We start from the raw sequence: 23,925 nt of genomic DNA, 5'->3' as shown, positions 1-23,925 counted from the left end.
AGGGATTTCCAGAGTCGGATCAGTTGCGCCGGCTGAAGATGTCCTTGTTCGCGGCGCGGGTCTTGGCGCCCTGACCGCGCTCGGCCTCCGTCTTCACGCCGCGGCGGGTGTTGTTGGACGAGAACATCGCGCCCTCGTCGGCGGGCTCGCCCCAGTCCTGTTCCGGCTTGTCGTCCTGGCCCAGCTTGTGGACGTCGACGTTGGGCGGCGTGCCCGCGCCGAGGTCGCCGTCGACGTCGCCGAGGCCGGCGACGTTCCGCGCCGGCGCGGCGTTGCTCTCCTCGGGCGGGCCCTCGCCGCCGGCGGTCCCGCCGCTGTTGGCGGCCCGAAGATCGGTGTCGCCGAAGTCGGCCTCGCTCGGCCGGTCGGCGTTTGTGGCGTCGTCCAGGTCGCCCTCGAAGCTGCGCTGCTCTGGGTTGGTTGCGGTCTCGAAGCGGTTCGGATCGCGCTGCTGGTCCATCTCGCGCGCGCCCACGCCCCCCGCCCTGCATCCGGGTCCGGTTGGCGTCGGTTTCGCTGGGGTCGAAACGGCGATCGTCTGGTTCGGCCATGGGCTGGGCTCCTTCGCTGGTTGTCCTTCCTCAACCGGTTCGGCGCGCGCCCGTTCCTTGCGTCGTGATCTCGCGATCGTTAGGCGGAGACCCGATGCCGTCCGCTCTGCAAGCCGCCTACGACGCCCGCCTGGCCGAGGGCTCGATACGTCCGGACGCGGCCCAGGCCGCGGCGCTCGGGTCGCTCGTGCGGCTGGAGGCCGACCTCGAGGCGGCGCGGCCGGCGGGCGGGCTGAAAAAAGCTGTTCGGCAAGGCCAGGCCGCAGAGCCAGCACGGCGTCTATCTCGTCGGCCCCGTGGGTCGGGGGAAGTCCATGCTGATGGACCTCTTCTTCGAGACCGCTCCGGTGGAGAAGAAGCGGCGCACGCACTTCCACGTCTTCATGGGCGAGATCCACCGGCTGATCGACGCCTGGCGCAAGGGCGACGCGGCGGCGCGGAAGGCGCGCTTCGGTCAGGTGAAAGGCGACGACCCGATCCCGCCGGCCGCGGACGTGGTCGCCGACGCCGCGACCCTGCTGTGCTTCGACGAGTTCCAGGTCACCGACATCGCCGACGCCATGATCCTGGGGCGGCTTTTCGAGGCCCTGTTCGAGCGCGGCGTGACCCTGGTGGCGACCTCCAATCGCGAGCCGGACCAGCTCTACAAGGACGGCATCAACCGCCAGCTCTTCCTGCCCTTCATCGACCTGCTGAAATCCCGGGTCGACGTCGTCTCGGTGGCCGGGCCCCACGACTATCGCCTCGATCGCCTGCGGGCGGCGGGCACCTGGTTCTCGCCGATCGATCCGGATAACGAGCGGCAGTTCGACAAGCTCTGGGCCGAGATGCTGGGCCCGGAGGAGGAGACCGGCGAGACGCTGGAAGTGCTGGGGCGGCGCATCGAGTTCCCCCACGCGAGCGGCGGCCTGCTGCGAGCCAGTTTCGCCAGCCTGTGCTCGGTGGCGCTGGGTCCCAACGACTACCTGGCGCTTGCCGAGAGGTTCCACACCGTCTTCCTGGACGGCGTGCCGAAACTGACGGCCAACCGCCGGGAGGAGGCGCGGCGGTTCGTGATCCTGATCGATGCGCTCTACGAGGCGCGGACGCGGACCATCGTGCTGGCCGAGGCCGAGCCCACGAAGCTGTACCCGGAGGGCGACGGCGCGTTCGAGTTCGAGCGCACGGCGTCGCGCCTGCAGGAAATGCGCTCGGCGGACTGGCTCGAAGATCGCGGTTAGGTCAAGCTCGGCCCATGGCCGAGACCAAGACCAAAGAGACCGCCGGCGACGTGGAGGCCTTCCTGTCGGCCGTCGAGCCCGAGTCGCGTCGCGCCGACGCCCGCGCCGTCTGCGCCCTGATGTCGAAAGTCAGCGGCGAGCCTGCGAAGATGTGGGGAGCTCGATCGTCGGCTTCGGCCGCTATCACTACCGCTACGACAGCGGCCATGAGGGCGATGCGCCGCGGGTGGGCTTCTCGCCGCGCAAGTCGGCGCTGACGCTCTATGTGATGGACGGCTTCGAGGGGCGTGACGAACTCGTGGCGAGGCTCGGCAAGGTGAAGACCGGCAAGTCGTGCCTGTACATCAACCGCCTCGCGGACGTGGACGCCGAGGTGCTGGAGCAGATCGTCGCCGCCTCGCTCACCTGGATGGCCGAGAAGTATCCCGCCTAGGCTCTCAGACCGGGGCCCGGAGGCTCTCCACCAGCTCGCGGGCGTAGGGGCGCAGCTCGTCCTCGGCGCGGACTACGATCTTCAGCTCGCGCTGGGCCCAGTCGTCGTCCAGCTCGACAATGGCGAGCGACATCGTCCGCGAGGACCGGTGGGCGGTCGTCCTGGGCACGACGCCGACGCCGACGCCGCATTCCACGAGCCGGCAGACGGCGTCGAAGCTGCGCAGCTGAACGCGCAGCTTCAGCGGTCGGCCCTCGCGCGCCGCCTTTGCGGTGAGGAACCGCTGCAGCGAGCTCGACCGCTCCAGGCCGACGAGGTCATAGGCCAGCACCTCGGCGAAGGTCACGCTGCGCCGCGCCGCGAGCGGATGGCGGGTGGCGGTGACCACCACGAAGCGGTCCGAGCGGAAGGGGTAGGTCTGCAGGGCGCCGACCTCGACGGTGCCCGCGACGATGCCGATGTCGCCGACGCCCTCGGCGATGAGGCCGACGATCTCGTCCGAAAGCCGCTCCTCGAGGTCGACGCTGACGTGAGGGTGGTCGGCCAGGAAGCTGGACAGCGCCTCGGGCAGGAATTCGGTGAGCGCATTGGTGTTGGCCAGCACTTTCACCTCGCCCGACAGGCCGCCGGCGTAGGCCGAGAGGTCCTCGCGCATTCGCGCCTGCTGGACCAGGATCGTGCGGGCGTGCTTCAGCAGCATGCGGCCGGCGGGTGTCGGGAGCACGCCCTGGCGCGACCGGGACAGCAGCGGCGCGCCCAGGGCCGCCTCCATGTTGCGGATCCGGGTGGATGCGGCCGCCAGCGCCAGGGCGCTCTTCTCGGCGCCGGCGGTGATGGACCCTGCGTCAACCACTTCGCAGAACAGTCTCAGGTCCGTCAGGTCGAACCGCATCCTTCGTCTCCCGCGAAGGAACGCTACAGGAAAGACAGATTGTGTCGAATGCTAAAGCGGGCGAGCTTCGGCCTTCGCGAAGGAAGGCACGCTGCGCGGGGCCTGCGTTGACAGCGCAGGACGCAGGCTTACAAGCGGGCCAGCTTCGAACACATGAGACGGCAAGGGCAGGGCATGGCTGAGGCTTCGAGAGTGGTGCGGGAACGGCCGACGTCGCCGCACACGACGATCTGGCGGTGGCACCTGACCATGGCCACCTCGATCCTGCATCGCTTCACCGGCATTGCGCTGTATGGCGGCGCGCTCATCGCGGCGGCCTGGGCGATCTCGCTGGCCGGCGGCCCCGACACCTACGAGACCTACAAGGCGGTGATGGGCTCGATCCTCGGAAAGGCGGTGCTGTTCGCCCTGACGCTGGCGGCCTTCTATCACCTGGGCAACGGCGTCCGGCACCTGACCTGGGACCTGGGCTTCGGCCTGGACGTGAAGAGCGCCAACGCCTCGGGCGTCGGCGTCATCGCCTTCGCCGTCGCCGCGACGCTGGCGGTGTGGGTGATCGCCGGCATGACGGGAGCCCTCTGATGGCCAGCTATCGCACGCCCCTGTCCCGGGCCCGCGGCCTGGGCTCCGCCAAGCACGGCGTCGGCCACTGGATCGGCGAGCGCGTGGGCGCCGTCGCCCTGATCCCGCTGACGATCTGGGCCGTCTATGCCGTCATGCGGCTGGCCGCCCTCGACTACTACGGCGCGGTGGAGTGGATCTCCACGCCGCTGAACATGACGCTGATGGTGCTGACGCTCGCCATCAGCTTCTGGCACATGCATTCGGGCCTGCGGGTCGTCGTGGAGGACTACATCCACAAGACCCTGACCAAGACGGGCCTCCTGCTCCTGAACCTCTTCGTGTGCGGACTGGCCGGCGCGCTCGCCGTCTTCTCCGTGCTGAAGGTCGCGCTGGGAGGCGCGTGAGACACCGATGTCGACCTACGAATTCATCGACCACAAGTTCGACGTCGTCGTCGTCGGCGCCGGCGGCTCGGGCCTCCGGGCCGCGCTGGGCTGCGCGCAAGCCGGCCTGAAGACGGCCTGTATCACCAAGGTCTTCCCGACCCGCTCGCACACGGTCGCCGCCCAGGGCGGCATCTCGGCGTCGCTGGGCAACATGGGCGAGGACGACTGGCGCTGGCACATGTACGACACCGTCAAGGGGTCGGACTGGCTGGGCGACCAGGACGCCATCGAATACCTCTGCCGGAACGCGCCGGCGGCGGTCTACGAGCTGGAGCACTGGGGCGTGCCGTTCTCGCGCACGGCGGACGGAAAGATCTACCAGCGCGCCTTCGGCGGCATGACGCGGAACTTCGGTGAGGCCCCGATCCAGCGCACCTGCGCGGCGGCCGACCGGACCGGCCACGCCATGCTGCACACCATGTACGGCCAGTCGCTGGCGCACGACACCGAGTTCTTCATCGAGTTCTTCGCCCTCGACCTGATCATGGACGAGGGCGTCTGCCGGGGCGTCACCGCCTGGAAGCTGGACGACGGCACCCTGCACCGGTTCCAGGCGCAGCTGGTGATCCTGGCGACCGGCGGCTACGGCCGCGCCTACTTCTCGGCCACCTCGGCCCACACCTGCACCGGCGACGGCGGCGGGATGGTGCTGCGGGCGGGCCTGCCGCTGCAGGACATGGAGTTCGTGCAGTTCCACCCGACGGGGATCTACGGCGCCGGCTGCCTGATCACCGAGGGTGCGCGCGGCGAAGGCGGCTACCTGACCAACTCGGAAGGCGAGCGCTTCATGGAGCGCTATGCGCCGACCGTGAAGGACCTGGCGCCGCGGGACATGGTCAGCCGGGCGATGACGATGGAGATCCGCGAGGGCCGGGGCGTGGGTCCGAAGAAGGACCACATCTTCCTGCACCTCGACCACCTGGATCCGAAGATCCTGGCCGAGCGCCTGCCGGGCATCTCGGAGAGCGCCAAGATCTTCGCCGGCGTCGACGTGACCAAGGAGCCGATCCCGGTGCTCCCGACGGTGCACTACAACATGGGCGGCATCCCCACGAACTTCTACTCGGAGGTCGTGACCAAGGACGGCAAGAACCCCGACAAGACGGTGCCGGGCCTGATGGCCGTCGGCGAGGCCGCCTGCGTCAGCGTGCACGGCGCGAACCGCCTGGGCTCGAACTCGCTGATCGACCTGGTGGTGTTCGGCCGCTCGGCGGCTCTGCGCGCGGCCGACACGATCAAGGCCGGCGCGACCCAGCCCGAGCTGAAGGACCACATGACCGACGCGCACCTCGCGCGTCTCGACCGCTTCCGCAACGCGCAAGGATCGACCCCGACGGCGGCCCTGCGCCTCGAGATGCAGATGGCGATGCAGGAGGACGCGGCCGTCTATCGGACGAGCGAGGCCCTGGCCTCGGGCGTTAAGCGCATGCACGCGGTCGCCGCCAAGCGGCCGGACCTGAAGGTCACGGATCGCTCGATGATCTGGAACAGCGACCTGATGGAGACGCTGGAGCTGGACAACCTGATCGGCCAGGCGCTGGTCACGGTGGTGGGCGCCCACAACCGCACGGAGAGCCGCGGCGCCCACGCGCACGAGGACTTCCCCGAGCGCGACGACAAGACGTGGATGAAGCACACCCTGACGTGGTTCGACGATCCCACCGGCAAGGTGAAGATCGATTACCGCCCGGTGCACGACTACACCATGACCAACGAGATCGCGCCGTTCCCGCCCAAGGCGCGCGTGTACTAGGTCGGAAGGAAGAGATCCGAGATGGCCGAAATCCGCCTTCCCAAGAACTCCCGCGTCACGCCGGGCAAGCACTGGCCGGCGCCGCAGGGCGCCGGCAAGGTGAAGACCTTCAAGGTCTATCGCTACGACCCCGACAGCGGCCAGAACCCGCGTTGGGACACCTATGACGTGGACGTCAGCCAGTGCGGGCCGATGGTCCTGGACGTGCTGATCCACATCAAGAACACCATCGACCCGACGCTGACCTTCCGGCGCTCGTGCCGGGAAGGCATCTGCGGCTCGTGCGCGATGAACATCGCCGGCCGCAATACGCTGGCCTGCACCCATGGCCACGAGGAGTGTCCCGGGGACAAGGTTTCGATCAGCCCCCTGCCGCACATGCCGGTGGTGAAGGACCTGATCCCGGACCTGACGCTGTTCTACGCCCAGTACGCTTCGGTGGAGCCCTGGCTGAAGACCGAGACGCCTGAGCCGCAGAAGGAATGGGCGCAGTCGCCGCAGGACCGCGAGAAGCTGGACGGGCTCTACGAGTGCATCCTGTGCGCCTGCTGCTCGACGAGCTGCCCGAGCTACTGGTGGAACCAGGAGAAGTATCTTGGTCCCGCGGCCCTGCTGCACGCCTACCGCTGGATCATCGATTCCCGCGACGAGGCCACCGGCGAGCGGCTGGACGAGCTGGAGGATCCCTTCAAGCTCTACCGCTGCCACACCATCATGAACTGCGCCCAGGTCTGCCCGAAGGGCCTGAACCCGGCCAAGGCCATCGCCGAGGTCAAGAAGATGCTCGTGGAGCGGGTGGTCTGAGCCCAGGCCGGTCCGCCTGGCGGCGGCGCGGTTCGGCCCTGGCCGCCCTCCTGGCGGCCAGCCTGCTCAGCGCGGCCTGCGCCACCATGCCCGCGGCGCGCAGCGCGACCTGCGCCGAGGCGCCGAGGCCCGCCATCGAGACCGCGGCCGACGGCACGTCGCGCCTGCGCCTCGACGTCCTGACCTACAATATCGAGGGCCTGGGCTGGCCGGCCCGGCGCGGCCGGCAGGCGCAGCTCGAGGAGATCGGCCGGCGGCTGGACGAGCTGCGCCGCTCGGGGTCGGGCCCGGACATCGTGCTGTTCCAGGAGGTGTTCTCGCGCCCTGCGGCCGCCGCGGTCGAGGCGAGCGGCTATCCCTCGGTGGTCGCCGGCCCCGGCCGCCGCCACCGTCGGCAACTGCCGGCCGCCGGGAAGCCGGACGGCCGCCGGGTCTGGACCCGCGGCGAGGTGGGGCTGCGGCTGACGACGGGCGGCCTGGCGATCGCCAGCGTCTATCCCATCGTCGACTCCCAGGGCGAGCCCTTCAACCGCCGTGGCTGCGCCGGCCTCGACTGCCTGAGCAACAAGGGCGCGCTGCACGCCCGGCTGGCGATTCCCGGCGCGCCCGTGACCCTCGACGTGTTCAACACCCACCTGAATTCCCGCAAGGCCTCGCGCGCGCCGCGCAGCCGCACCCTCGCGGCCCACGCGATCCAGACGGCCGAACTGCACGACTTCATCGAGGAGCGGCGCGACCCGGCGCTTCCCGCCATCCTCGGCGGCGACTTCAACATGCGTGGTTCGGAGGCGCGCTTCGAGACGTTCGATGCGCTGTTGCCGATGCACCTGGTCCACCGGCATTGCATCGAGAACCCCGACATCTGCCGCTCCGAGCTGTCCTGGGACGGCGACGCGCCTTGGATGGACACCCAGGACCTGCAGCTGTTCGCCGACGGCGCGACCGTGACGATCCGGCCGGTGCGGGTGGCGAGCCTGTTCGACGGACGGCCGGACAGTCCGCGGCTTTCGGATCACGACGGCCTGCGCGTCGTGTATGAGCTGACCTGGCGGGCGGCGGGCGCGTCGCCGGTCGCGCGCTGCCTGGCGAGGCGGTAAGTTGACGCCAGTGTCACTTTTGGGCATCGAGGTTCCATGAGCGCAGCTTCGGCTCACGTCGTCATCCTGGGCGCCGGCCACGCAGGCGGCACGGCGGCCGCCTTGCTGCGCCAGTACGGGCATGAGGGGCCGATCACTCTGGTCGGCGAGGAGCCGATCCCGCCGTACCAGCGGCCCCCCGCTATCCAAGGCCTGGCTGAAGGGCGAGGCCGACGCCGACTCCCTGGCCCTGAAGCCGCTGGAGTTCTACGCCGAGAACGGCATCGACTTCCGGCCCGGCGTCCGCGCGGTCCAGCTGAAGCGCAGCGACAGGGTCGTCGTGCTCTCGGACGGCTCGACGCTGAACTACGACGTGCTGATCCTGGCGACCGGGGCGCGGGCCTTCGCGCTGCCGATTCCGGGCGCCGACCTAGCGGGGATCATGGCCCTGCGGACCGCCGCGGACGCCGAACAGCTGAAGGCGGCGATCGGCCCCGGCAAGACGCTGGCGGTGGTCGGCGGCGGCTACATCGGCCTCGAGGTCGCGGCGTCCGGCCGGGCCCTCGGCGCCGAGGTGGTGGTGCTGGAGCGCGAGGCGCGCCTGCTGGCGCGCGTCGCCTGCAACGCCCTGTCCGACTTCTTCCGGAGCTATCACGAGGCCCGTGGCGTCCGCTTCGAGCTGGGCTGCTCGGTGGTGGGCTTTGAGGGCACGGATGGGCGCGTCTCGGGCGTGAAGCTGGCCGATGGCCGGGTGCTGCCGTGCGACGCGGCGGTGGTCGGCGTGGGCGCGGCGCCAAACGACGAACTGGCCGCCGAGGCCGGGCTGGCGACGGCGAGGGGCGTCGTCGTCGACCTCGACGCCCGCACCTCGGACCCGAACATCTTCGCCATCGGCGACGTCGCGCATCGGCCGATGCCGATCTACGACCGCATGTTCCGGATGGAGAGCGTGCCGAACGCCCTGGAGCAGGCCAAGCAGGCGGCCAGCGCCATCACCGGCCGTCCGCGGCCTGCGGGCGAATGCCCCTGGCAGTGGTCGGACCAGTACGATCTGAAGCTCCAGATCGCGGGCTATCCGTTCGACGCCGACGAGATCGTCCTGCGGGGCGACCCGGCGACGGCGAAGTTCGCCGTGTTCCACCTGAAGGGGAACCAGCTGCAGGCGGTCGAGGCGATCAACGCTCCGCCGGAGTTCATGATGGGCAAGCAGCTCATCCTCAGCCGCAAGGCCGTCGACAAGGCGAGGCTTGCGGACCCGTCCATTTCCATGAAAGAGGTCGCCGCCTAGTCGCGCGGCCCGTGAGGGGATCCATGGCCAAGATCACGTACATCGAACACGACGGCACCGAACACGTCATCGACGTGAAGAATGGCCTGTCGGTGATGGAAGGCGCGGTGAAGAACAACATCCCGGGCATCGACGCCGACTGCGGCGGCGCCTGCGCCTGCGCCACCTGCCACGTCTATGTGGACGAGGCGTTCCTGGCCAAGACCGGCACGCGCTCGGCCATGGAGGAGTCGATGCTCGACTTCGCCGAGGGCGTCGAGGAGAACAGCCGCCTCTCCTGCCAGATCAAGGTTTCGGACGACCTGGACGGCCTGATCGTCCGCATGCCGGAAAGCCAGCACTGACGTTCTTCCCTCCCCGTCGCGGGAGGGAACGCTAGAGCGCCAGTTCCCGCTGCGCCGTCACCGCCTCGGCCCCTTCCGGCAGGTGGCAGGTGAAACGCGCGCCGGCGCCGGGCTCGCTCTCCAGCGCGACCCAGCCGCCGTGCAGTTCGGTCAGCGCCTTGACCAGCGCCAGGCCCAGGCCCGGCCCGCCGCGCTCGCGGCCGATGAACCGGTCGAAGATGTGCGCCTGGACGTGGAAGGGGATTCCGCGGCCGGAGTCCGAAACCTGCAGCTGGATCTCGCCAAGGGCCTTCCGCGCCGCCAGGGTCACCGTGCCGCCGGCCGGCGTCTGGGTGAGCGCATTCTCCACGAGGTGGTCGAGCACCTGGCCCAGCCGTTTGGCGTCGCCGCGGATCAGGCCGATGTCGTCGGGCCGCTCGATGACCAGCGAGACCCTGGCCGCCTCGGCCGGCTTCTGCCAGCGGCCGGCGACGCCGATCAGCAGGTCGGCGACGTTCACGTCGGCCAGGTCAAGCGCCATCTCGTCGGCGTCGATCTGGGCCATGTCGAGCACGTCGTCGATCGAGCGCGCCAGCTGGGTGGCGGCCGACTTCACCGCCGCGGCGTGGCCGCGGGACCGCTCGGGCAGGGCGTCTCCCGAATGCTCCAGCAGCTCGGAGTAGCCGATGATCGTCGTGAGCGGCGTGCGAAGCTCGTAGGAGACGTTGCCGACGAAGTCGCGCTTCAGCCGCTCGGCCTCGGACAGCGCCGCCTCCCGGTCGGCAAGCGCGCTCTCCAGGCGCCGCGCGTCGGTCACGTCGGTGAAGGCGATCAGCGTCGCGCCGTCCGGCAGCGGCCGCGAGCGGTATTCGACGATGCGGTCGTCCGAGGTGCGGGTCTCCCCGGTCATCGGCGTCCGCGCGCTGGGATCGGGGTCAGCGACGCGGCCCTTCAGCTCGCGCCAGAAGCCCATGTCGTGCAGCTTGGGCACGCACAGCTCGACCACGCCCTCGAAATCGCCGGCCGCCTCGAGCTTCTCGTGGCTGATGCCCCAGAAGCGCTCGAAGCTTTCGTTGTGCAGGCGCAGCCGCCCGTCCGAGCCGAACACGGCGACGGCGTCCGACAGCTTGTCGAGGGTCGCCTGCTGCACCTGGATCTGGGCGTTGTATTGGGTCTTGAGCTTCAGTTCGCCGGTGATGTCGGAGAACAGCACCACCATGCCGCCCAGCGGATGGGCCTGTCGCACGACGCGCAGGGTCCGGCCATCCGGCAGGCTCCACATGTCGTCCGGCTCCTCGCCAAGCTTCTCGTAGCGGTCGAGTTCGGCGGCCTTCCACTTGGCGTAGTCGGCAGTCTCGGGCAGGCGGCGACGCTGGCGCAGCCGGTCCAGGACCTCGCCGTGGGTCGGCCCGTCCTCGAGCCAGGCGGGCTCGAGACCCCACAGCTCGGCAAAGGCGGTGTTGTGGAAGGTGAGCTTGCGGCCCGAGCCGAAGATGGCGACGGCGTCGTCGATCCGGTTCAGCGTCTGGTCGTGCGCCTCGATGTTGCGCTTGAGCTGTTCGCGCAGCTCCTCCAGCTCGGTGACGTCGTCGGTCCAGACGCCGACGCCGCCGCCTTCCAGGGGCTGGGCGACGATGTGGAAGGCCCGGCGGCGGCCGTCCAGCGAGAGCCAGCGCACGGCCTCGCGCTTCTGTCCGAGGTTGGCGGCCTCGGAGGCGACGGCGTCGGCGCCCCGGTCGAAGGCCGCGCCCCGCTTGGCGGCCTCGTCGAGGCTCTCGGCCCCCACGGCCTTCAGCCAGGCGGCGTTGACCCAGACGGGCGAGCCGTCGGCCGCGGCGATCCAGGCGGGGCAGGCCCGGGCGTTCAGGAAGGCGGCGAAGCGCGGCGCGGTCGGCAGGCCGGCGTCCTCGCCGAGCACGCCCGAGACCCGCAGCCAGGCGAGCGCGCCCGCGGCGCGGCCTTCCACCGTCACCACGCCGCCGGGCCCCTGCACCTCGAAGGCGCAGGGCTCGCCGCGCTCGAACAGCGCGCGCAGCCGCCGGGCGTGGTCCGGGTCCGCGCGCATCAGGGCGTTCAACAGGGTCTGGGGCTCGGCCTCGGCAAGCCCAAGAGCCACGGTGCAGATCGCCAGGCTCTCCTCGCCCGACGCCAGCAGGGCGTGGCCGTCCTCGACAGCGAGCAGGGCGGAATCGAAGGCCTCGGCCGAGGCCGTCGCCGCCTCGGCGCGGGTCTCCAGGCCGCGGATCCTGGCGATCAGCTCATCCAGGCGCGCCTGGTTCTGGCGGCGTTGCGCCAGCGCCCACAGGACGGCGGAGATGGCCAGGGACACCGCGCCGGCCGCCGCCGCCAGGATCAATTGGTCCGCGCTCATTCACGCCCCGGCGAATCACTCCTCCGGAGCTTACGGCGGCTCCGCCCCTGCCGCACGCGAACGCACGTTCCTATGTGCAGGAAAGTTCGCGACAATAGGCCCCATGACGATCCTCTACCCCGTCGCCGTCAACGCCGAGCAGGCGCTCGCCCGGCCCCTCGGCCGGGCGGCGCGCGAGAGCGAGGCGCGGCGCCGGGCGGGCGAGGCGGTGGCGTTCACGACCGATCCGGCGGGCCCGGCCTTTCCGACGCGGGAAGCGGCGCTTGCGGCCTATGGCGATCGGCTGGAGCCGGCCGAGCCCGCCGACCGCTTCTGCCAGCTGGTCGAGCAGGTGGTCGCGGAGGGCGGGCGCGCGCCGCAGCCGGTGGAACCGACCTACGAGGACGGCCGCCGCTGGCCCGCGCCGGCTCCGCCGCCGCGTACCGCCTGGCGCCTGATCGTCTCCTACTGGCGCGTGCCGACGCCCGAACGGCCGCTGGAGGCGCCCCAGGCCCGCCAGGCGCGGAAGTCGAAGCAGGCGCTGGAGCCGGACACCCTGCGCGCGATCGCCCGCGCGCCGCTTCGGCCCGTGAAGCCGCAGCAGCCCCTGGACATCGGACTATTCGAAACCCGCCCGCCGGAGGCGCCCACATCGTGATGCCCGATGAGTGACACCGCAGTCTGGCGTGCGCCGACACTCGACGACCTCGCCGCCATCGCCGAGCGCGCCTTCGCAGACCTCCCGGAGGGCTTCCGGCAGCTGGCGGGCGACGTGGTGTTCCGGGTCGACGACTTCCCGGAGCAGGAGGTGCTGGAGGCCCTCGGCATCGAGGACGCCTTCGAGCTTACCGGGATCTACCAGGGCGTCGATCTCGCCCGGCGCTCGGTGTTCGACATCTCGCCCGAGCCGTCGCGGATCTTCCTGTACCGCCGGCCGATCCTCGACGAATGGGCCGAGCGCGGGGACGTGACCCTGGAAGAGCTGGTCGCCCACGTGCTGGTGCACGAGATCGGCCACCACTTCGGCCTCTCCGACGACGACATCGACGGCATCGAAGCGGCGGCGGAGTAGCCGGGACGCAGGAAGCCCGAGCCGAGAAGATGACGCAGGCGTCATTTTATTTGACGGATCGCCGATCCCGCCACATGCTCCGCGCAACAAGACGGCGGGGGCGCGCCGCGTTTGACAGGTAGGAGCGATCGAATGGCCGCCGACGGCAACATCACCAAGGACATCATCTACGACGCCGTGGCGCCGGACGACTTCGAGTCGATGCTCGAACTCGACCGCTACAACGCGCGCTCGACCGCCTTCGACAAGATCATCAGCGCGACCCACGACCATTTCTGGGATCCGCTGGACGCCAAGTACATCGACTTCAACGAGCCGTTCGACATCGAGAACGAGATGATCCTCCCCGAGGACATGATCGTCTCGCTGCAGACGGATTACGTCTCGAACCACCTGAAGGACCACAAGACCCGGGTGCGTTTCGTCAACCAGTCGACCCTTCGGACCTTCTCCTCGATCCTGCACGGCGAGCAGGGCGCGCTGAACCTCTCGGCCAGCCTGTGCCACGTGCTCAAGGACCAGGGCGCGCAGGAATACGCCGCCAACCAGACCCGCGAGGAAGCCCGCCACGTCACCGCCTTCGCCAAGTACATCAAGGCGCGCTGGGGCCGGCCGGTGGAATGCGGCCCGACGCTGAAGACCCTGCTGGTCGAGATCATCGGCAGCCCGGAGGTCTACAAGAAGATCATCGGCATGCAGATGCTGGTCGAGGGGGCTGGCCATGGGCGCGTTCGCGACCATCTACGCCAAGACCAACGACCCGCTGGCCAAGAAGCTGACCCAGCTGGTGATGACGGACGAGGCCTTCCACCACAAGTTCGGGAAGATCTGGGCCGACCGCACGATCCCGCACCTGACCGAGCAGGAGCACGAGATCATCGAGATGTGGGCGGCGCACTGCTTCCAGACGCTGCTGTTCAACCTCGTGGCGCCGACCCAGCAGCGCGACCTGTACGAGGAGTTCGGCCTGGATCCGGAGCGGGTGATCGCGGAGATGGCGCAGATCGTCACCGACGAGACCCGCCGCGAGAACATGAAGGAGCAGACCAACATCTTCCGGGTGCTGGTGAAGACGCTGCTCAACGCCGGGATCATCACCGACCGGACGAAGGCGTTCTACGCCACCTATGTCGACCTCGAGGAGCTGAAGACCGAGGGCGAGAAGATGGTCGGCGACGACATCGCCGAGGAGGGCATCAAGTACCTCCAGGAGATCAACTTCAAGGATCGCGCCAAGCAGGTCCTGATCGCGGCCGAGTAGGCCCCGCCGCGACGAATCGGCGATACGGCGCCCGCCGCTCGATCGAGCGGCGGGCGTTTCTCTTTGACGGCCGCCGCCTCCGGCGCGAAGCTGATCGGTGATCAGGTTCGCGACAGACGGACCGTTGGGAGGAGGCCGCGAGATGGCCGACGGCAACATCACCAAGGACGTGATGTACGGCGCGGTAGCGCCGGACGACTTCGAATCCATGCTGGAGCTGGATCGCTACAACGCCCGCTCCACCGCCTTCGACAAGATCATCAGCGCGACCCACGACCACTTCTGGGATCCGCTGGACATCAAGTACATCGACTTCGACGAGCCGTTCGACCTGGCGGCCGAGCCGATGATGCCCGAGGACCAGGTGCCGCTGCTGCGCCTGCCCTACGTGAACGACAGCCTGAGGGACCGCGCACAGCGGACCGCCTTCATCAACCATCTCCAGCTGCGCAACTTCTCCTCGATCCTGCATGGCGAGCAGGGCGCGCTGAACCTGTCGGCCAGCCTCTGCCATGTGCTGAAGGACCAGGGCGCCCAGGAGTACGCCGCCAACCAGACCCGCGAGGAGGCCCGGCACGTCACCGCCTTCGCCCGCTACGTGAAGGCCCGCTGGGGGCGGCCGGTGGAATGCGGCGCGGCGCTGAAGTCGCTGCTGGTCGAGATCATCGAAGCGCCCGAGGTGTACAAGAAGATCGTCGGCATGCAGATGCTGGTCGAGGGCCTCGCCATGGGGGCCTTCGCCCACGGCTACCGGCACAACCGCGACCCGCTGGCCCGCAAGCTGTTCCAGCTGGTGATGACCGACGAGGCCTTCCACCACAAGTTCGGGAAGATCTGGGCCGACCGCACCATTCCGCAGCTCACCGAGGCCGAGCGGAACCTGGTGGAGGACTGGACCGCCCACTGCGCCCAGAAGCTGCTGTTCGACCGCGGCGCGCCGCACCAGATGGCCGAGCTGTTCGGCGGCTTCGGCATGGATCCCGAGCGAGTCGTGGCCGACATCGTCGAGTATCGGAAGTCGCGCGACCCGAACCGCCGCTACCGTAGCGACACCAACATCTTCCGGGTGCTGATCAAGACCCTGCTGAAGGCCGGACTGATCACAGGGCGCACCCGCAGCTTCTACGCCATGTACGTCGACCTGGACGAACTGGCCGGCGAGGGCGACCGGATGGTGGGCGACGAGATCGCGGAGGACGGCATCCGCTACCTGCAGGAGATCAACTTCCGCGACCGCGCCCGAACGGCGCCGGTGGCGGCGGAATAGCCGGGCGGCTGCGCACGCCGGGCCGCGACATCGGGGCCGCCGGAAAAGCGACGGCCGCGCTTGCCTCGGGAACGTAGCCGGAACAAGGTGGCGGCATGGACGTGTCCGTCACCGTCGTCGCCATCTCCCGGCCCGAGACCACCGCAACCGTCACGCGCGGCGCGGCGCGGTTCCTGACGGCGCTGGGCTATGCGCCGCTGGCGGAGGTGACGCTGCCGAACGGCCGGCGGGCCGACCTGATGGCGCTGGGTCCGAAGGGCGAGGTGTTCATCGTCGAGGTCAAGTCGGGGGTGGAGGACTTCCGCACCGACCAGAAGTGGCACGAGTACCTGCCCTACTGCGACGCCTTCGCCTTCGCGGTGAGTCCGGAGTTCCCGCGCGAGATCCTGCCCGACGAGCCCGGGCTGATCGTCGCCGACGGCTTCGGCGGCGCCATCCTGCGCGAGGCGCCCGTGACGCCGCTGGCGGGCGCGCGGCGCAAGGCGCTGACCCTGGCCTTCGCCCGCCTGGCGGCGCTCCGCGCGGCGGGCGTGGAGACCAACGCGCTCTGAGGTCCTAGCGGGGCGCCCGCTTGGCCAGGATCCGCTGCAGCGTCCGGCGGTGCATGTTCAGCCGGCGCGCCGTCTCGGAAACGTTATGGTTGCAGAGCTCATAGACCCGCTGGATGTGCTCCCAGCGCACGCGATCGGCGCTCATCGGGTTCTCGGGCGGCGGCGGCGCGGCGTCGCCGCGGGCCAGAAGGGCGCGGGCGACGTCGTCGGCGTCGGCGGGCTTCGAGAGGTAATCCACCGCGCCGGCCTTCACGGCCTGGACCGCGGTGGCGATGTTGCCGTAGCCGGTGAGCATGATGATCTTGGCGTCCGGGCGGGCGTCGCGCACCGCCTCGACCACCTTCAGGCCCGAACCGTCCTCCAGACGCATGTCGAGCACGGCGTAGGCCGGCGGTTTCGCCCGGACCGCCGCGATGGCTTCCGAGACGCTGCCGACCAGGGTAGGCTCGAAGCCGCGTTGTTCGAGCGCCCGACCCAGCCGGTTGCGTAGGGGCGCATCGTCGTCCAGCACCAGCAAGGACTTGTCGGGCAGAGCGGCGATCTCGGAAGACAGGTCGGTCATGCGCGGCCCCCTAAGGGCTCCCTATGGTTGTACTGCGACAGTCTGTCGCACCTGAACGCATTTGTGCAAGCTTGGCTGCGGTCATGCTTGGCTCGCCTCGATGGTGGCCCGCGGCCAGCGGGCGGAAACCACCGCGCCGCGCGGCTTGCCGTTCTGGAAGGTCACCTGCGCGCCGGTGCGTTCCAGCAGGGTCTTGGCGATGAAGAACCCCAGGCCCATGCCGACGTGCCCGGTGCGGCCGCCCTCGACGCCCGGGCGGCTGGTGACATAGGGCTCGCCCAGCTTGGCCAGGATGTCCGGCGCGAAGCCGGGGCCATCGTCGCGAACCTCCATCGACACCGTGTCGGCGTCGAAGCGGGCGGTGACGAGAACTTCCGAAGCCGCGAAGTCGACGGCGTTCTCCACGAAGGTGGTCATGGCGTGGAGGATCTCCGGCAGGCGGCGGATATCGGGCGTCTTCACCCCCTTGGCGCCGGTGACGATGGCCTCGACACGGACGTCCTTGATCGCGGCGTGAGGCTCGATCACCTCGTGCACCAGCTGGCGTAGCGACAGGCGCTCGTGGACCTCGTCCGAGGCCTGGTCGGGGGTTTCCGACAGGCGCTTGAGGATCTCGCGGCAGCGCTCGGCCTGCCCGATCAGCAGGTCGGCGTCTTCCTTGACCTGGGGCGTGGTCGCCTCGCGGGCCATCTCTTTCGCGACGATGGAGATGGTCGCCAGCGGCGTGCCCAGCTCATGGGCGGCGGCGGCGGCGAGCGCGCCGAGGGCCGAGAGCCGCTGCTCGCGCGCCAGCACCGCCTGGGTGACGTCGAGGGCGAGCGCCATCCGCGCCGCCTCCTCGGCCGACTGGCGGACGTAGCCGGCGATCAGCGCCATGGCGGCGACGTTGGCCACCGCGGCGAACAGGCGATGCTGAAGGCCCAGCGAGGGCGGCTCAGAGGCCGGGAAGGGCGCCGAGACAAAGGCGATGGCCAGGGTCGCGGCCGCCGACAGCGCGCCGACCGTCAGCACCGCCCGCCACGGCAGGGTGGCGGCGGCCAGAGCCACGGGAACGATCAGCAGCACCACGAATGGGTTCGCCGTCCCGCCCAGCAGCACCAGGAACACGGCGATCTGCAACACGTCGACCGACAGGTGGATGACCGCCTCGCGGTCCTGGGTGACCCGCTGGAGGGGCGAGGCCACGCCGGTCAGCAGATTGACCCAGGCGCCCACCCCGATCGTGGCCACGGCCAGCGGATAGGGCGCGGGATAGCCCAGGCCGAACCACAGGCCGACCACCACTCCCACCTGGATGGCGAGGATCAGCCAGCGGAGCGTGACGAGGGTGCGGACCCGCAGATGGCTGCGGCTGACATCGGCCTGGTCCCACACGCCTTGCGCCGTCTGCGAGCCCGTCCTATCCCCGCTCTCCGAGGCGGCGGCGGACGCCGTCTGCACGCGAGTCGTCGCCACGGCCGCTCAGGCCCGCCGGTGGCGGCGGCGCCGCATGGCAAGGGATTGAGGCATGTCCAGGCGCGTCCTTGCGCTCGTCGCGGTCTTGGCTCTGGCGCTGGCCATCCTTACCGGTCTCGCCGTCCAACGGGGTCTGTTGGGTTCGGAAGAGCAAACCGCCACCGTCGGCGGACCGTTCCAGCTTGTCGACGCATCGGGCGCCAGCGTCGACCAGGAAGTGCTGAAGGGCAAGTGGAGCGCGGTGTTCTTCGGATTCACCCATTGCCCCGACATCTGTCCGACGACCCTCTTCGAGATGGCCGAGGTCGAGCGCCAGCTGGGCGACCGCGCCGGCGACCTGCAGACGGTGCTGATCTCGGTGGATCCGGAGCGCGACACGGTCCAGCAGATGGCCGCCTATCTGAACAATCCGGCCTTCCCGAAGCGCCTGGTCGGCCTGACCGGCACGCCCGCCCAGGTCGACGCGGCGGCCAAGGCCTACCACGTCTACTATTCGAAATCGGGCGAGGGGCCGGACTACACCGTCAACCACGCCTCCTACACCTATCTGATGAACCCCAGGGGCCGCTTCGTCTGCGTGCTGCCCTACGAACTGACGCCCGACCAGACCGCCGCGAAGATCGCCGCGGCCATGAAGGCGGGGCCGAACGCCGAGCGCTGCTGAGCCCGCCGTCGTCCTGCGACACTGAAGCTTGTGGAGCTTCTTTACGGTTCACATGTTATGTTGCGACGCAGCATAATGGGGCGTCCATGCTCTACACCTTGTACGAGGCAGGCTATTACGCCTCCACGCCGTTCCGGTTCGCGGCCTTGGCCGCCCGGCAGTTCTGGGGATCGCCGCTGAACCCCGCGGCGGAGACCGATGCCGGCCGCCGCCTGTTCGCCGTCTCCGATCTCGTCACCAACCTGACCCGCCGCTACGGCAAGCCCGTCTGGGGCATCGACACGGTCGAGATCGCCGGCCAGCCCGTCCGGGTTCGGAAGACCGAGGTCTGGTCCAGTCCATGGGCCCGGCTGATCCACTTCGCCCGCGACCGCGCCGATCTGCGCCGGGCCGGCCGCCGCGAGCTGGAGCCGGCGGTCCTGATCGTGGCGCCGCTGTCCGGTCACTACGCGACCCTGCTGCGCGGCACGGTGGAGGCCTTCCTGCAGGACCACGAGGTGTTCATCACCGACTGGTCCAACGCCCGGGACGTGCCGGTGATGGACGGCCGCTTCGACTTCCACGACTACATCGATCACGTCCGCGAGATGCTGCGGGCGCTGGGCCCCCGTCCGCACGTCGTGGCGGTCTGCCAGCCGGGCCCGCCGGTGCTGGCCGCCGCGGCGCTGATGGCCGAGGACGGCGAGGAGAGCCGCCCCGCCTCCATGACCTTCATGGGCTCGCCGATCGACGCGCGCCTGTCGCCGACGGTGACCAACAAGCTGGCGGAAGAGCGGCCGTTCGCCTGGTTCGAGAGCAACATGATCTACACCGTGCCCGGGCCCTATCCGGGCATGGGTCGGCGCGTCTATCCGGGCTTCGTGCAGCTGGCCAGCTTCATGTCGATGAACCTCGACAAGCACCAGGAAGCTCACCTGCGCTACCTGCAGCAGCTCATGGACGGCGACGGCGACAGCGCCGAGAAGCACCTCGAGTTCTACGACGAGTACCTTTCGGTGCTCGACCTGACCGAAGAGTTCTACCTCCAGACGGTCGACGTGGTGTTCCAGCGCTACCTGCTGCCCAGGGGCGAGCTCTACCATCGCGGCCGTCACGTGCGACCTGACCTGATCTCGGACATCGGCCTGCTGACGGTCGAGGGCGAGAACGACGACATCTCGGGCATCGGCCAGACCCAGGCGGCGCACGAGCTGTGCTCCGGCATCCCGGGCGAGCTGAAGGAGGACTACGTCCAGCCGCACGTCGGCCACTACGGCGTCTTCAACGGCAAGCGGTTCCGGGAGGAGATCTATCCCAGGGTCCGGGCGTTCATCCGCCGCACCGATCCGGCCTTCGACACGGGCGAGGCGGCTGCCTAAATAGGGGCGGTGGGTCCCTTCCGCGCTTCCTATTCCGACGGAGACGAGCTCCAGGTCGCCGGCGCCGTGGTGCGCCTGCGGGTGAACCGACGCGCGCGACGCGTCTCGCTGCGCCTCGACCGCACGCGGCGGGAGATCGTGGCGACGGCGCCCAGCCTTCGCCACCTTGCCGAGGCCGCCGCGTTCGCGCGGGACCGCGCCGGCTGGATCGCCGAGCGGCTGGCCGAGCTGCCGGCGACCGCGCCGCTCGCGCCCGGCCAGCTGATCGAGGTGCTGGGCCGCCCGGTGCGCCTGGAACAGGGAACCGGCCGCGCCAAGTGGATCGAGCCCGATGACGGCTCGACGCCCCGCATCGCGGCCATGGGCGAGGGCGAGGGCTACGCGCGGGCGGTGATGCTGGTGATCAAGCGCCGGGCGGCCGACGTGCTGGCGGAACGCACCGCCTTCCACTGCGCCCGGCTGGGTGTCGCCGTTCCGAAGGTGGCGGTGGCCGACGCCAAGTCCCGCTGGGGCTCCTGCCGGCCTGCCACCGGCCGGCTGCCGGCGTCGATCCGCTACTCATGGCGGCTGGCGCTCGCCCCGTTCGAAGTCGCCGACTATGTGGTCGCCCACGAGTGCGCCCATCTGCTGGAGCTCAACCACGGCCCTCGGTTCTGGGCCCACGTCCGCAGCCTGGTCGGCGACGAGCGTCGCCACCGCGCCTGGCTGCGGGCGGAGGGCGCGCGGCTCCACGCCTTCGGACGCTAGAACGGGACCTCTTCGCGGCGGCGCTGGGGCGCGTCGAACTCCGAGGGCGGCGGATCGTTGCGGCCGCCGCCGAAGAAGTCGGTGATGCCGTCGATGACGTCGCCGATCGGATCGGGCTGGGCCGGGGCCGGCACGATGCTGCCGGGGATCGGCTGAACGTTCAGCCGGGGCAGGGCCGCCGTCATGAAGTCCTTCCAGATCCCGGCCGGCGCGCCGCCGCCGGTGACGCGCCGCATCGGCTTGTTGTCGTCCTTGCCGACCCAGACCGCGGTCACGAAGCCGCCGGTGTAGCCGACGAACCAGGCGTCACGATAATCGCTCGTGGTCCCCGTCTTGCCGGCGATGTCGTAGCCCGAAACCCTGGCGCGCGTGCCGGTGCCCGACGTGATCACCTGCCGCATCATCTGGTTCATGTAGGCGAGCGACGGCTGGCCGATCACGGCCTGCCGCGGCGGCCGGTCGACGCTGTGGTCGTACAGCACCCGGCCGTTCGAGGTGCGGATCCGCTCGATGCCATAGCCTCTCGCCAGGAAGCCGCCGTTGGCGAAGGGGGCGTAGGCCTGCGACATCTCCAGCGGGCTGACCTCCACCGCGCCCAGGGCCATCGAGGGGTCGAGCTGGATGTTCGAGGTGATGCCGAGGCGGCGCGCCGTCGCCGCGACGTTGGAGGTGCCGACCTCGTTGGCGAGCCGCGCGGCCACCGTGTTCACCGACTGCGCGAGCGCCGTCTGCAGGTTGATCGGCCCCAGGTACTCGCCGGTGTAGTTGCGCGGCTCCCAGTTGCCGATCTTCACCGGCTCGTCCACCACGGGCGTGTCGGGCGTACGGCCCGCCTCCATGGCGGTGAGATAGACGAACGGCTTGAACGCCGAACCCGCCTGGCGCCGGGCCATGGTCGCCCGGTCGAACTGGGTCTGCAGATAGTTGGTGCCGCCGACATAGGCCCGCACCCGGCCCTCACCGTCGATCGAGACCAGCGCGCCCTGCTCCACGCCCTGGCCCTTGGCGGCTTCGACGCCGCGCTGCACCGCCTGCTCGGCTGCGGCCTGCAGGGGCAGGTCGAGCGTGGTCTCGACCACGAGGTCCTCGGTGGGTTCGCCCACCAGGCTCCGGACCTGATCGTCGACCCAGTCGGTGAAGTACTGGGCGCGCTGATTGGCCAGAACGGGGTTGACCCGCACCTTGGTCTGGAAGGCGGCTTCGCGTTCCTGGGGCGTGATGAACTTCGCCTCGACCATCTTGTCGAGCACGACGGTGGCGCGCCGGGCCGCGCGGTCGGTGGCTGCGACCGGCGAATAGCGCGACGGGCCCTTCATCATGCCGGCCAGCAGGGCGGCCTCGCCGAGCGTCAGCTTCTCGGCAGGCTTTCCGAAGTAGCGCTGCGAAGCGGCCTCGATGCCGTAGGCGCCGGCGCCGAAATAGACCCGGTTCAGGTACAGCTCGAGGATCTGCTTCTTGGAGAACCGCGCTTCCAGCCAGACGGCCAGGATCAGCTCCTGGGCCTTGCGGCGATAGTTCTGGCTGGGAGTCAGGAAGAGGTTGCGCGCCAGCTGCTGAGTGATGGTCGAACCGCCCCTCAGCGGGCCGCTGTCCCGCTTCATGTTGTAGATCTGGCTGCGGGCGATGCCCCACGGGTTGAAGCCGAAGTGCCAGTAATACCAGCGGTCCTCGATGGCGATGAACGCCTCGGGCACATGCTTCGGCAGCCGGTCGAGGTCGACCGGCGGCGCATATTGGCTGCCGCGCACGGCGACGAGCGCGCCGGACCGGTCGAGATAGGAGACCGACGGCTGGCGCTTCACGTCGTAGAGGCTGGAGGTGTCCGGCAGGTCGACCGCGAAGACGGCGAAGAACGCCACCAGGAAGATCAGGCCCCAGACCCCCAGGACCAGCACCCAATAGATCAGCGCCTGCAGGGGCGAACGCTTCTCGCGGGGCGGCCGGGGTCCTCGACCACCCTGTCCCGCATTGGCCATCTCTGCGTCGTCCTAACCGTTCCGAGCCGCCCCAGCCCGGTGCAGCCATATCTCAGCGGCACGGAACGCCAAACAAGATTGACGAGATATGAACGTCGCACCTCGTCGCCCTTCCGCCGGGGCGCCAGCTCTGCATTCCCGCATAGCCGCGTTGCGCAAATAGCGGTTGCGCATACGATCTTAACACCGTTATCTTTACGTTGCTCAGTTCGTCGTGCGCCGTGAGTGGGGATACTCGCGGCGGTCCCACGCGGCGGAAGGGGCCGGCGCCTCGAGCAGGGCGTCGCCACTCCCCGAAACGCTGGAGGGCTCCTCGATGAAGCTCCGTACCCTTGCGGCCGCCTGCGCCGCCCTGACCACCCTGGCCGCCGGTTCGGCCGCGTTCGCCGCCGACGCCGTGACCGCGAAGCTGCAAGCCCCGGTCGCCGAAAAGACCAAGTTCATCGCCGGCGGCGCGATGTTCGTCTGCGAAGGCGACGCCTGCGTGGCGACCGCCCCGACCTCGCAGACCTTCGCCACCGCCACCTGCAAGACCATCGCCTCGAAGGTCGGCGCCGTGTCGTCGTTCGAAGGCCGCAAGGCCCTGGAAGACGCCAAGCTGGCCGACTGCAATGCCAAGGCGGTCGCCAAGGCCGACGGCACGCAGCTGGCGAAGCAGTAAGTCTCCCAGCAGCTCTCTCTAGTCGAGCTCTGTTGCCTTAGCCCCGCCGGCCGAGCCGGCGGGGTTTTCTTTGGGATCCAACCCGCCGGATGCGAGCGGGCTCGCCTGGCCGACTAGCGGAAGATCCAGTGGCCGGGGTCCTGCATCACTTCCAGGCCGACGCCGCGGATCAGCAGCACATAGTTCGGCCAGTCGCCGCCGGGACCATCGTCGTCCAGCAGCACCAGGGTCGAGCCCTGACCGTCGCCCTGCAGGATGATGCGGCCCTCGGCGAAGGGATCGGACCCCGCATAGCCCCAATCCGCGAAGACCCCCGACAGGTCGATCTTGTCGCCCTGGGCGGCGCTGAAGTCCGTGATCGTGGCCGGGGCCCAGTTCTCGTCGGCGAAGACGAAGCGGTCGGCCCCACCACCCCCGGTCAGCACGTCCTCGCCGCGGCTGGCGTTCAGCGTGTCGGCGCCCGCGCCGCCGGTCAGGGTGGAGCCGGGGCCTGCCGACTGGATCACCTCGCCGTCCCCAGAGGGCGGCGGCGGCGGCGGGGGGGCGGTTCGCCCGCGCCGCCGCCGCCGGTGAGTTGGGCCCAGGTGGTCGACGCCGAAACGCCTTCGAGCTTCACGACGAAGTTCGGCCATTGCGGGCTCGGGCCCGCGC

Annotated in this window: 22 protein-coding genes and 3 pseudogenes; 18 read left to right on the top strand and 7 right to left on the bottom strand. The window is 69.8% G+C overall.

What is annotated here, in order from left to right:
- Positions 1 to 19 precede the first annotated feature (19 nt).
- Positions 20 to 475 (bottom strand): hypothetical protein, encoded by a 456-nt coding sequence (locus tag LRS10_RS05210; RefSeq protein WP_257836321.1) that lies wholly within the window; start codon positions 473 to 475, stop codon positions 20 to 22.
- Positions 476 to 645: 170 nt separating this feature from the next.
- Here LRS10_RS05210 and zapE point away from each other — a divergent pair.
- Positions 646 to 1,771 (top strand): annotated as a pseudogene (gene zapE / locus LRS10_RS05205) (cell division protein ZapE).
- Between the two features lie 151 nt (positions 1,772 to 1,922).
- On the top strand, positions 1,923 to 2,204 hold the full coding sequence (locus tag LRS10_RS05200) for a DUF1801 domain-containing protein (protein WP_257836319.1): 282 nt from the start codon (positions 1,923 to 1,925) through the stop codon (positions 2,202 to 2,204).
- Positions 2,205 to 2,208: 4 nt separating this feature from the next.
- Here the strand turns inward: LRS10_RS05200 and LRS10_RS05195 are convergent, their stop codons facing one another.
- The gene (locus LRS10_RS05195; protein WP_257836318.1) at positions 2,209 to 3,096 is read right to left on the bottom strand and encodes a LysR substrate-binding domain-containing protein; all 888 of its coding nucleotides are present in this window, start codon (positions 3,094 to 3,096) and stop codon (positions 2,209 to 2,211) included.
- 174 nt (positions 3,097 to 3,270) lie between these two features.
- Between LRS10_RS05195 and sdhC the strand changes: the two genes are divergently transcribed.
- From sdhC to LRS10_RS05160, 7 genes and pseudogenes are all read left to right on the top strand, one after another.
- The gene (gene sdhC, locus LRS10_RS05190; RefSeq protein WP_257836317.1) at positions 3,271 to 3,678 is read left to right on the top strand and encodes a succinate dehydrogenase, cytochrome b556 subunit; all 408 of its coding nucleotides are present in this window, start codon (positions 3,271 to 3,273) and stop codon (positions 3,676 to 3,678) included.
- Positions 3,678 to 4,064 carry a succinate dehydrogenase, hydrophobic membrane anchor protein gene (sdhD, locus tag LRS10_RS05185; protein ID WP_257836316.1) on the top strand — a complete coding sequence of 129 codons (387 nt, stop codon included), beginning with the start codon at positions 3,678 to 3,680 and terminating at the stop codon, positions 4,062 to 4,064. The genes sdhC and sdhD overlap by 1 nt, the downstream gene beginning before the upstream one ends.
- 7 nt (positions 4,065 to 4,071) lie before the next feature.
- Positions 4,072 to 5,859 carry a succinate dehydrogenase flavoprotein subunit gene (gene sdhA / locus LRS10_RS05180; RefSeq protein WP_257836315.1) on the top strand — a complete coding sequence of 596 codons (1,788 nt, stop codon included), beginning with the start codon at positions 4,072 to 4,074 and terminating at the stop codon, positions 5,857 to 5,859.
- Between the two features lie 21 nt (positions 5,860 to 5,880).
- A complete protein-coding gene (locus LRS10_RS05175; protein ID WP_257836314.1) occupies positions 5,881 to 6,663 on the top strand; it encodes a succinate dehydrogenase iron-sulfur subunit in 783 nt (260 codons plus the stop codon).
- Between the two features lie 86 nt (positions 6,664 to 6,749).
- Entirely contained in the window at positions 6,750 to 7,760 is a 1,011-nt protein-coding gene (locus tag LRS10_RS05170) for an endonuclease/exonuclease/phosphatase family protein (protein ID WP_257836313.1), read from the top strand.
- A 36-nt stretch (positions 7,761 to 7,796) separates the two neighbouring features.
- Positions 7,797 to 9,027 (top strand): annotated as a pseudogene (locus LRS10_RS05165) (NAD(P)/FAD-dependent oxidoreductase).
- Between the two features lie 23 nt (positions 9,028 to 9,050).
- Entirely contained in the window at positions 9,051 to 9,371 is a 321-nt protein-coding gene (locus LRS10_RS05160; protein ID WP_257836312.1) for a 2Fe-2S iron-sulfur cluster-binding protein, read from the top strand.
- Between the two features lie 31 nt (positions 9,372 to 9,402).
- On the opposite strand, the gene LRS10_RS05155 is transcribed toward LRS10_RS05160, so the two are convergent.
- A complete protein-coding gene (locus LRS10_RS05155; RefSeq protein WP_257836311.1) occupies positions 9,403 to 11,721 on the bottom strand; it encodes a PAS domain-containing sensor histidine kinase in 2,319 nt (772 codons plus the stop codon).
- Positions 11,722 to 11,824: 103 nt separating this feature from the next.
- Between LRS10_RS05155 and LRS10_RS05150 the strand changes: the two genes are divergently transcribed.
- The 5 genes and pseudogenes from LRS10_RS05150 to mmcB all read left to right on the top strand — a co-directional run bounded on the left by LRS10_RS05150 (position 11,825) and on the right by mmcB (position 15,851).
- Positions 11,825 to 12,358 (top strand): hypothetical protein, encoded by a 534-nt coding sequence (locus LRS10_RS05150; protein WP_257836310.1) that lies wholly within the window; start codon positions 11,825 to 11,827, stop codon positions 12,356 to 12,358.
- Between the two features lie 6 nt (positions 12,359 to 12,364).
- Positions 12,365 to 12,772 (top strand): metallopeptidase family protein, encoded by a 408-nt coding sequence (locus LRS10_RS05145; RefSeq protein WP_257836309.1) that lies wholly within the window; start codon positions 12,365 to 12,367, stop codon positions 12,770 to 12,772.
- Between the two features lie 132 nt (positions 12,773 to 12,904).
- Positions 12,905 to 14,033, top strand: a pseudogene (locus LRS10_RS05140) (ferritin-like domain-containing protein).
- 142 nt (positions 14,034 to 14,175) lie between these two features.
- Positions 14,176 to 15,300, top strand: coding sequence for a ferritin-like domain-containing protein (locus LRS10_RS05135; RefSeq protein ID WP_257836308.1), 1,125 nt, complete (start codon positions 14,176 to 14,178; stop codon positions 15,298 to 15,300).
- 95 nt (positions 15,301 to 15,395) lie between these two features.
- Positions 15,396 to 15,851, top strand: coding sequence for a DNA repair putative endonuclease MmcB (mmcB, locus tag LRS10_RS05130; protein ID WP_257836307.1), 456 nt, complete (start codon positions 15,396 to 15,398; stop codon positions 15,849 to 15,851).
- A 4-nt stretch (positions 15,852 to 15,855) separates the two neighbouring features.
- Here mmcB and LRS10_RS05125 read toward each other — a convergent pair whose 3' ends face one another.
- Both LRS10_RS05125 and LRS10_RS05120 read right to left on the bottom strand, forming a co-directional pair.
- The gene (locus LRS10_RS05125) at positions 15,856 to 16,413 is read right to left on the bottom strand and encodes an ActR/PrrA/RegA family redox response regulator transcription factor (protein ID WP_257836306.1); all 558 of its coding nucleotides are present in this window, start codon (positions 16,411 to 16,413) and stop codon (positions 15,856 to 15,858) included.
- An 81-nt stretch (positions 16,414 to 16,494) separates the two neighbouring features.
- Positions 16,495 to 17,868, bottom strand: a complete 1,374-nt coding sequence (locus LRS10_RS05120; RefSeq protein ID WP_257836305.1) for an ActS/PrrB/RegB family redox-sensitive histidine kinase — start codon at positions 17,866 to 17,868, stop codon at positions 16,495 to 16,497.
- 52 nt (positions 17,869 to 17,920) lie between these two features.
- On the opposite strand from LRS10_RS05120, the gene LRS10_RS05115 reads away from it, so the two are divergent.
- From LRS10_RS05115 to LRS10_RS05105, 3 genes are all read left to right on the top strand, one after another.
- Positions 17,921 to 18,532, top strand: a complete 612-nt coding sequence (locus LRS10_RS05115; RefSeq protein ID WP_257836304.1) for an SCO family protein — start codon at positions 17,921 to 17,923, stop codon at positions 18,530 to 18,532.
- An 86-nt stretch (positions 18,533 to 18,618) separates the two neighbouring features.
- The gene (locus tag LRS10_RS05110; RefSeq protein ID WP_257836303.1) at positions 18,619 to 19,890 is read left to right on the top strand and encodes a polyhydroxyalkanoate depolymerase; all 1,272 of its coding nucleotides are present in this window, start codon (positions 18,619 to 18,621) and stop codon (positions 19,888 to 19,890) included.
- Between the two features lie 9 nt (positions 19,891 to 19,899).
- Entirely contained in the window at positions 19,900 to 20,637 is a 738-nt protein-coding gene (locus LRS10_RS05105) for a M48 family metallopeptidase (RefSeq protein WP_257836302.1), read from the top strand.
- On the opposite strand, the gene LRS10_RS05100 is transcribed toward LRS10_RS05105, so the two are convergent.
- The gene (locus LRS10_RS05100; RefSeq protein WP_257836301.1) at positions 20,634 to 22,613 is read right to left on the bottom strand and encodes a transglycosylase domain-containing protein; all 1,980 of its coding nucleotides are present in this window, start codon (positions 22,611 to 22,613) and stop codon (positions 20,634 to 20,636) included. The two genes, LRS10_RS05105 and LRS10_RS05100, sit on opposite strands and share 4 nt — an antisense overlap.
- Positions 22,614 to 22,929: 316 nt before the next feature.
- Here LRS10_RS05100 and LRS10_RS05095 point away from each other — a divergent pair, with 316 nt between their 5' ends.
- On the top strand, positions 22,930 to 23,274 hold the full coding sequence (locus LRS10_RS05095; RefSeq protein ID WP_257836300.1) for a hypothetical protein: 345 nt from the start codon (positions 22,930 to 22,932) through the stop codon (positions 23,272 to 23,274).
- Positions 23,275 to 23,387: 113 nt separating this feature from the next.
- Here LRS10_RS05095 and LRS10_RS05090 read toward each other — a convergent pair whose 3' ends face one another.
- Complete coding sequence (locus LRS10_RS05090; protein WP_257836299.1) at positions 23,388 to 23,780, bottom strand: type I secretion C-terminal target domain-containing protein; 393 nt, start codon at positions 23,778 to 23,780, stop codon at positions 23,388 to 23,390.
- Between the last annotated feature and the right edge of the window lie 145 nt (positions 23,781 to 23,925).

The organism is Phenylobacterium sp. J426 (genome assembly GCF_024699945.1).
Lineage (GTDB): Bacteria > Pseudomonadota > Alphaproteobacteria > Caulobacterales > Caulobacteraceae > Phenylobacterium.
The sequence above is the reverse complement of the archived record's forward strand: the minus strand, read 5'-3'. Positions and strand labels throughout refer to the sequence as shown.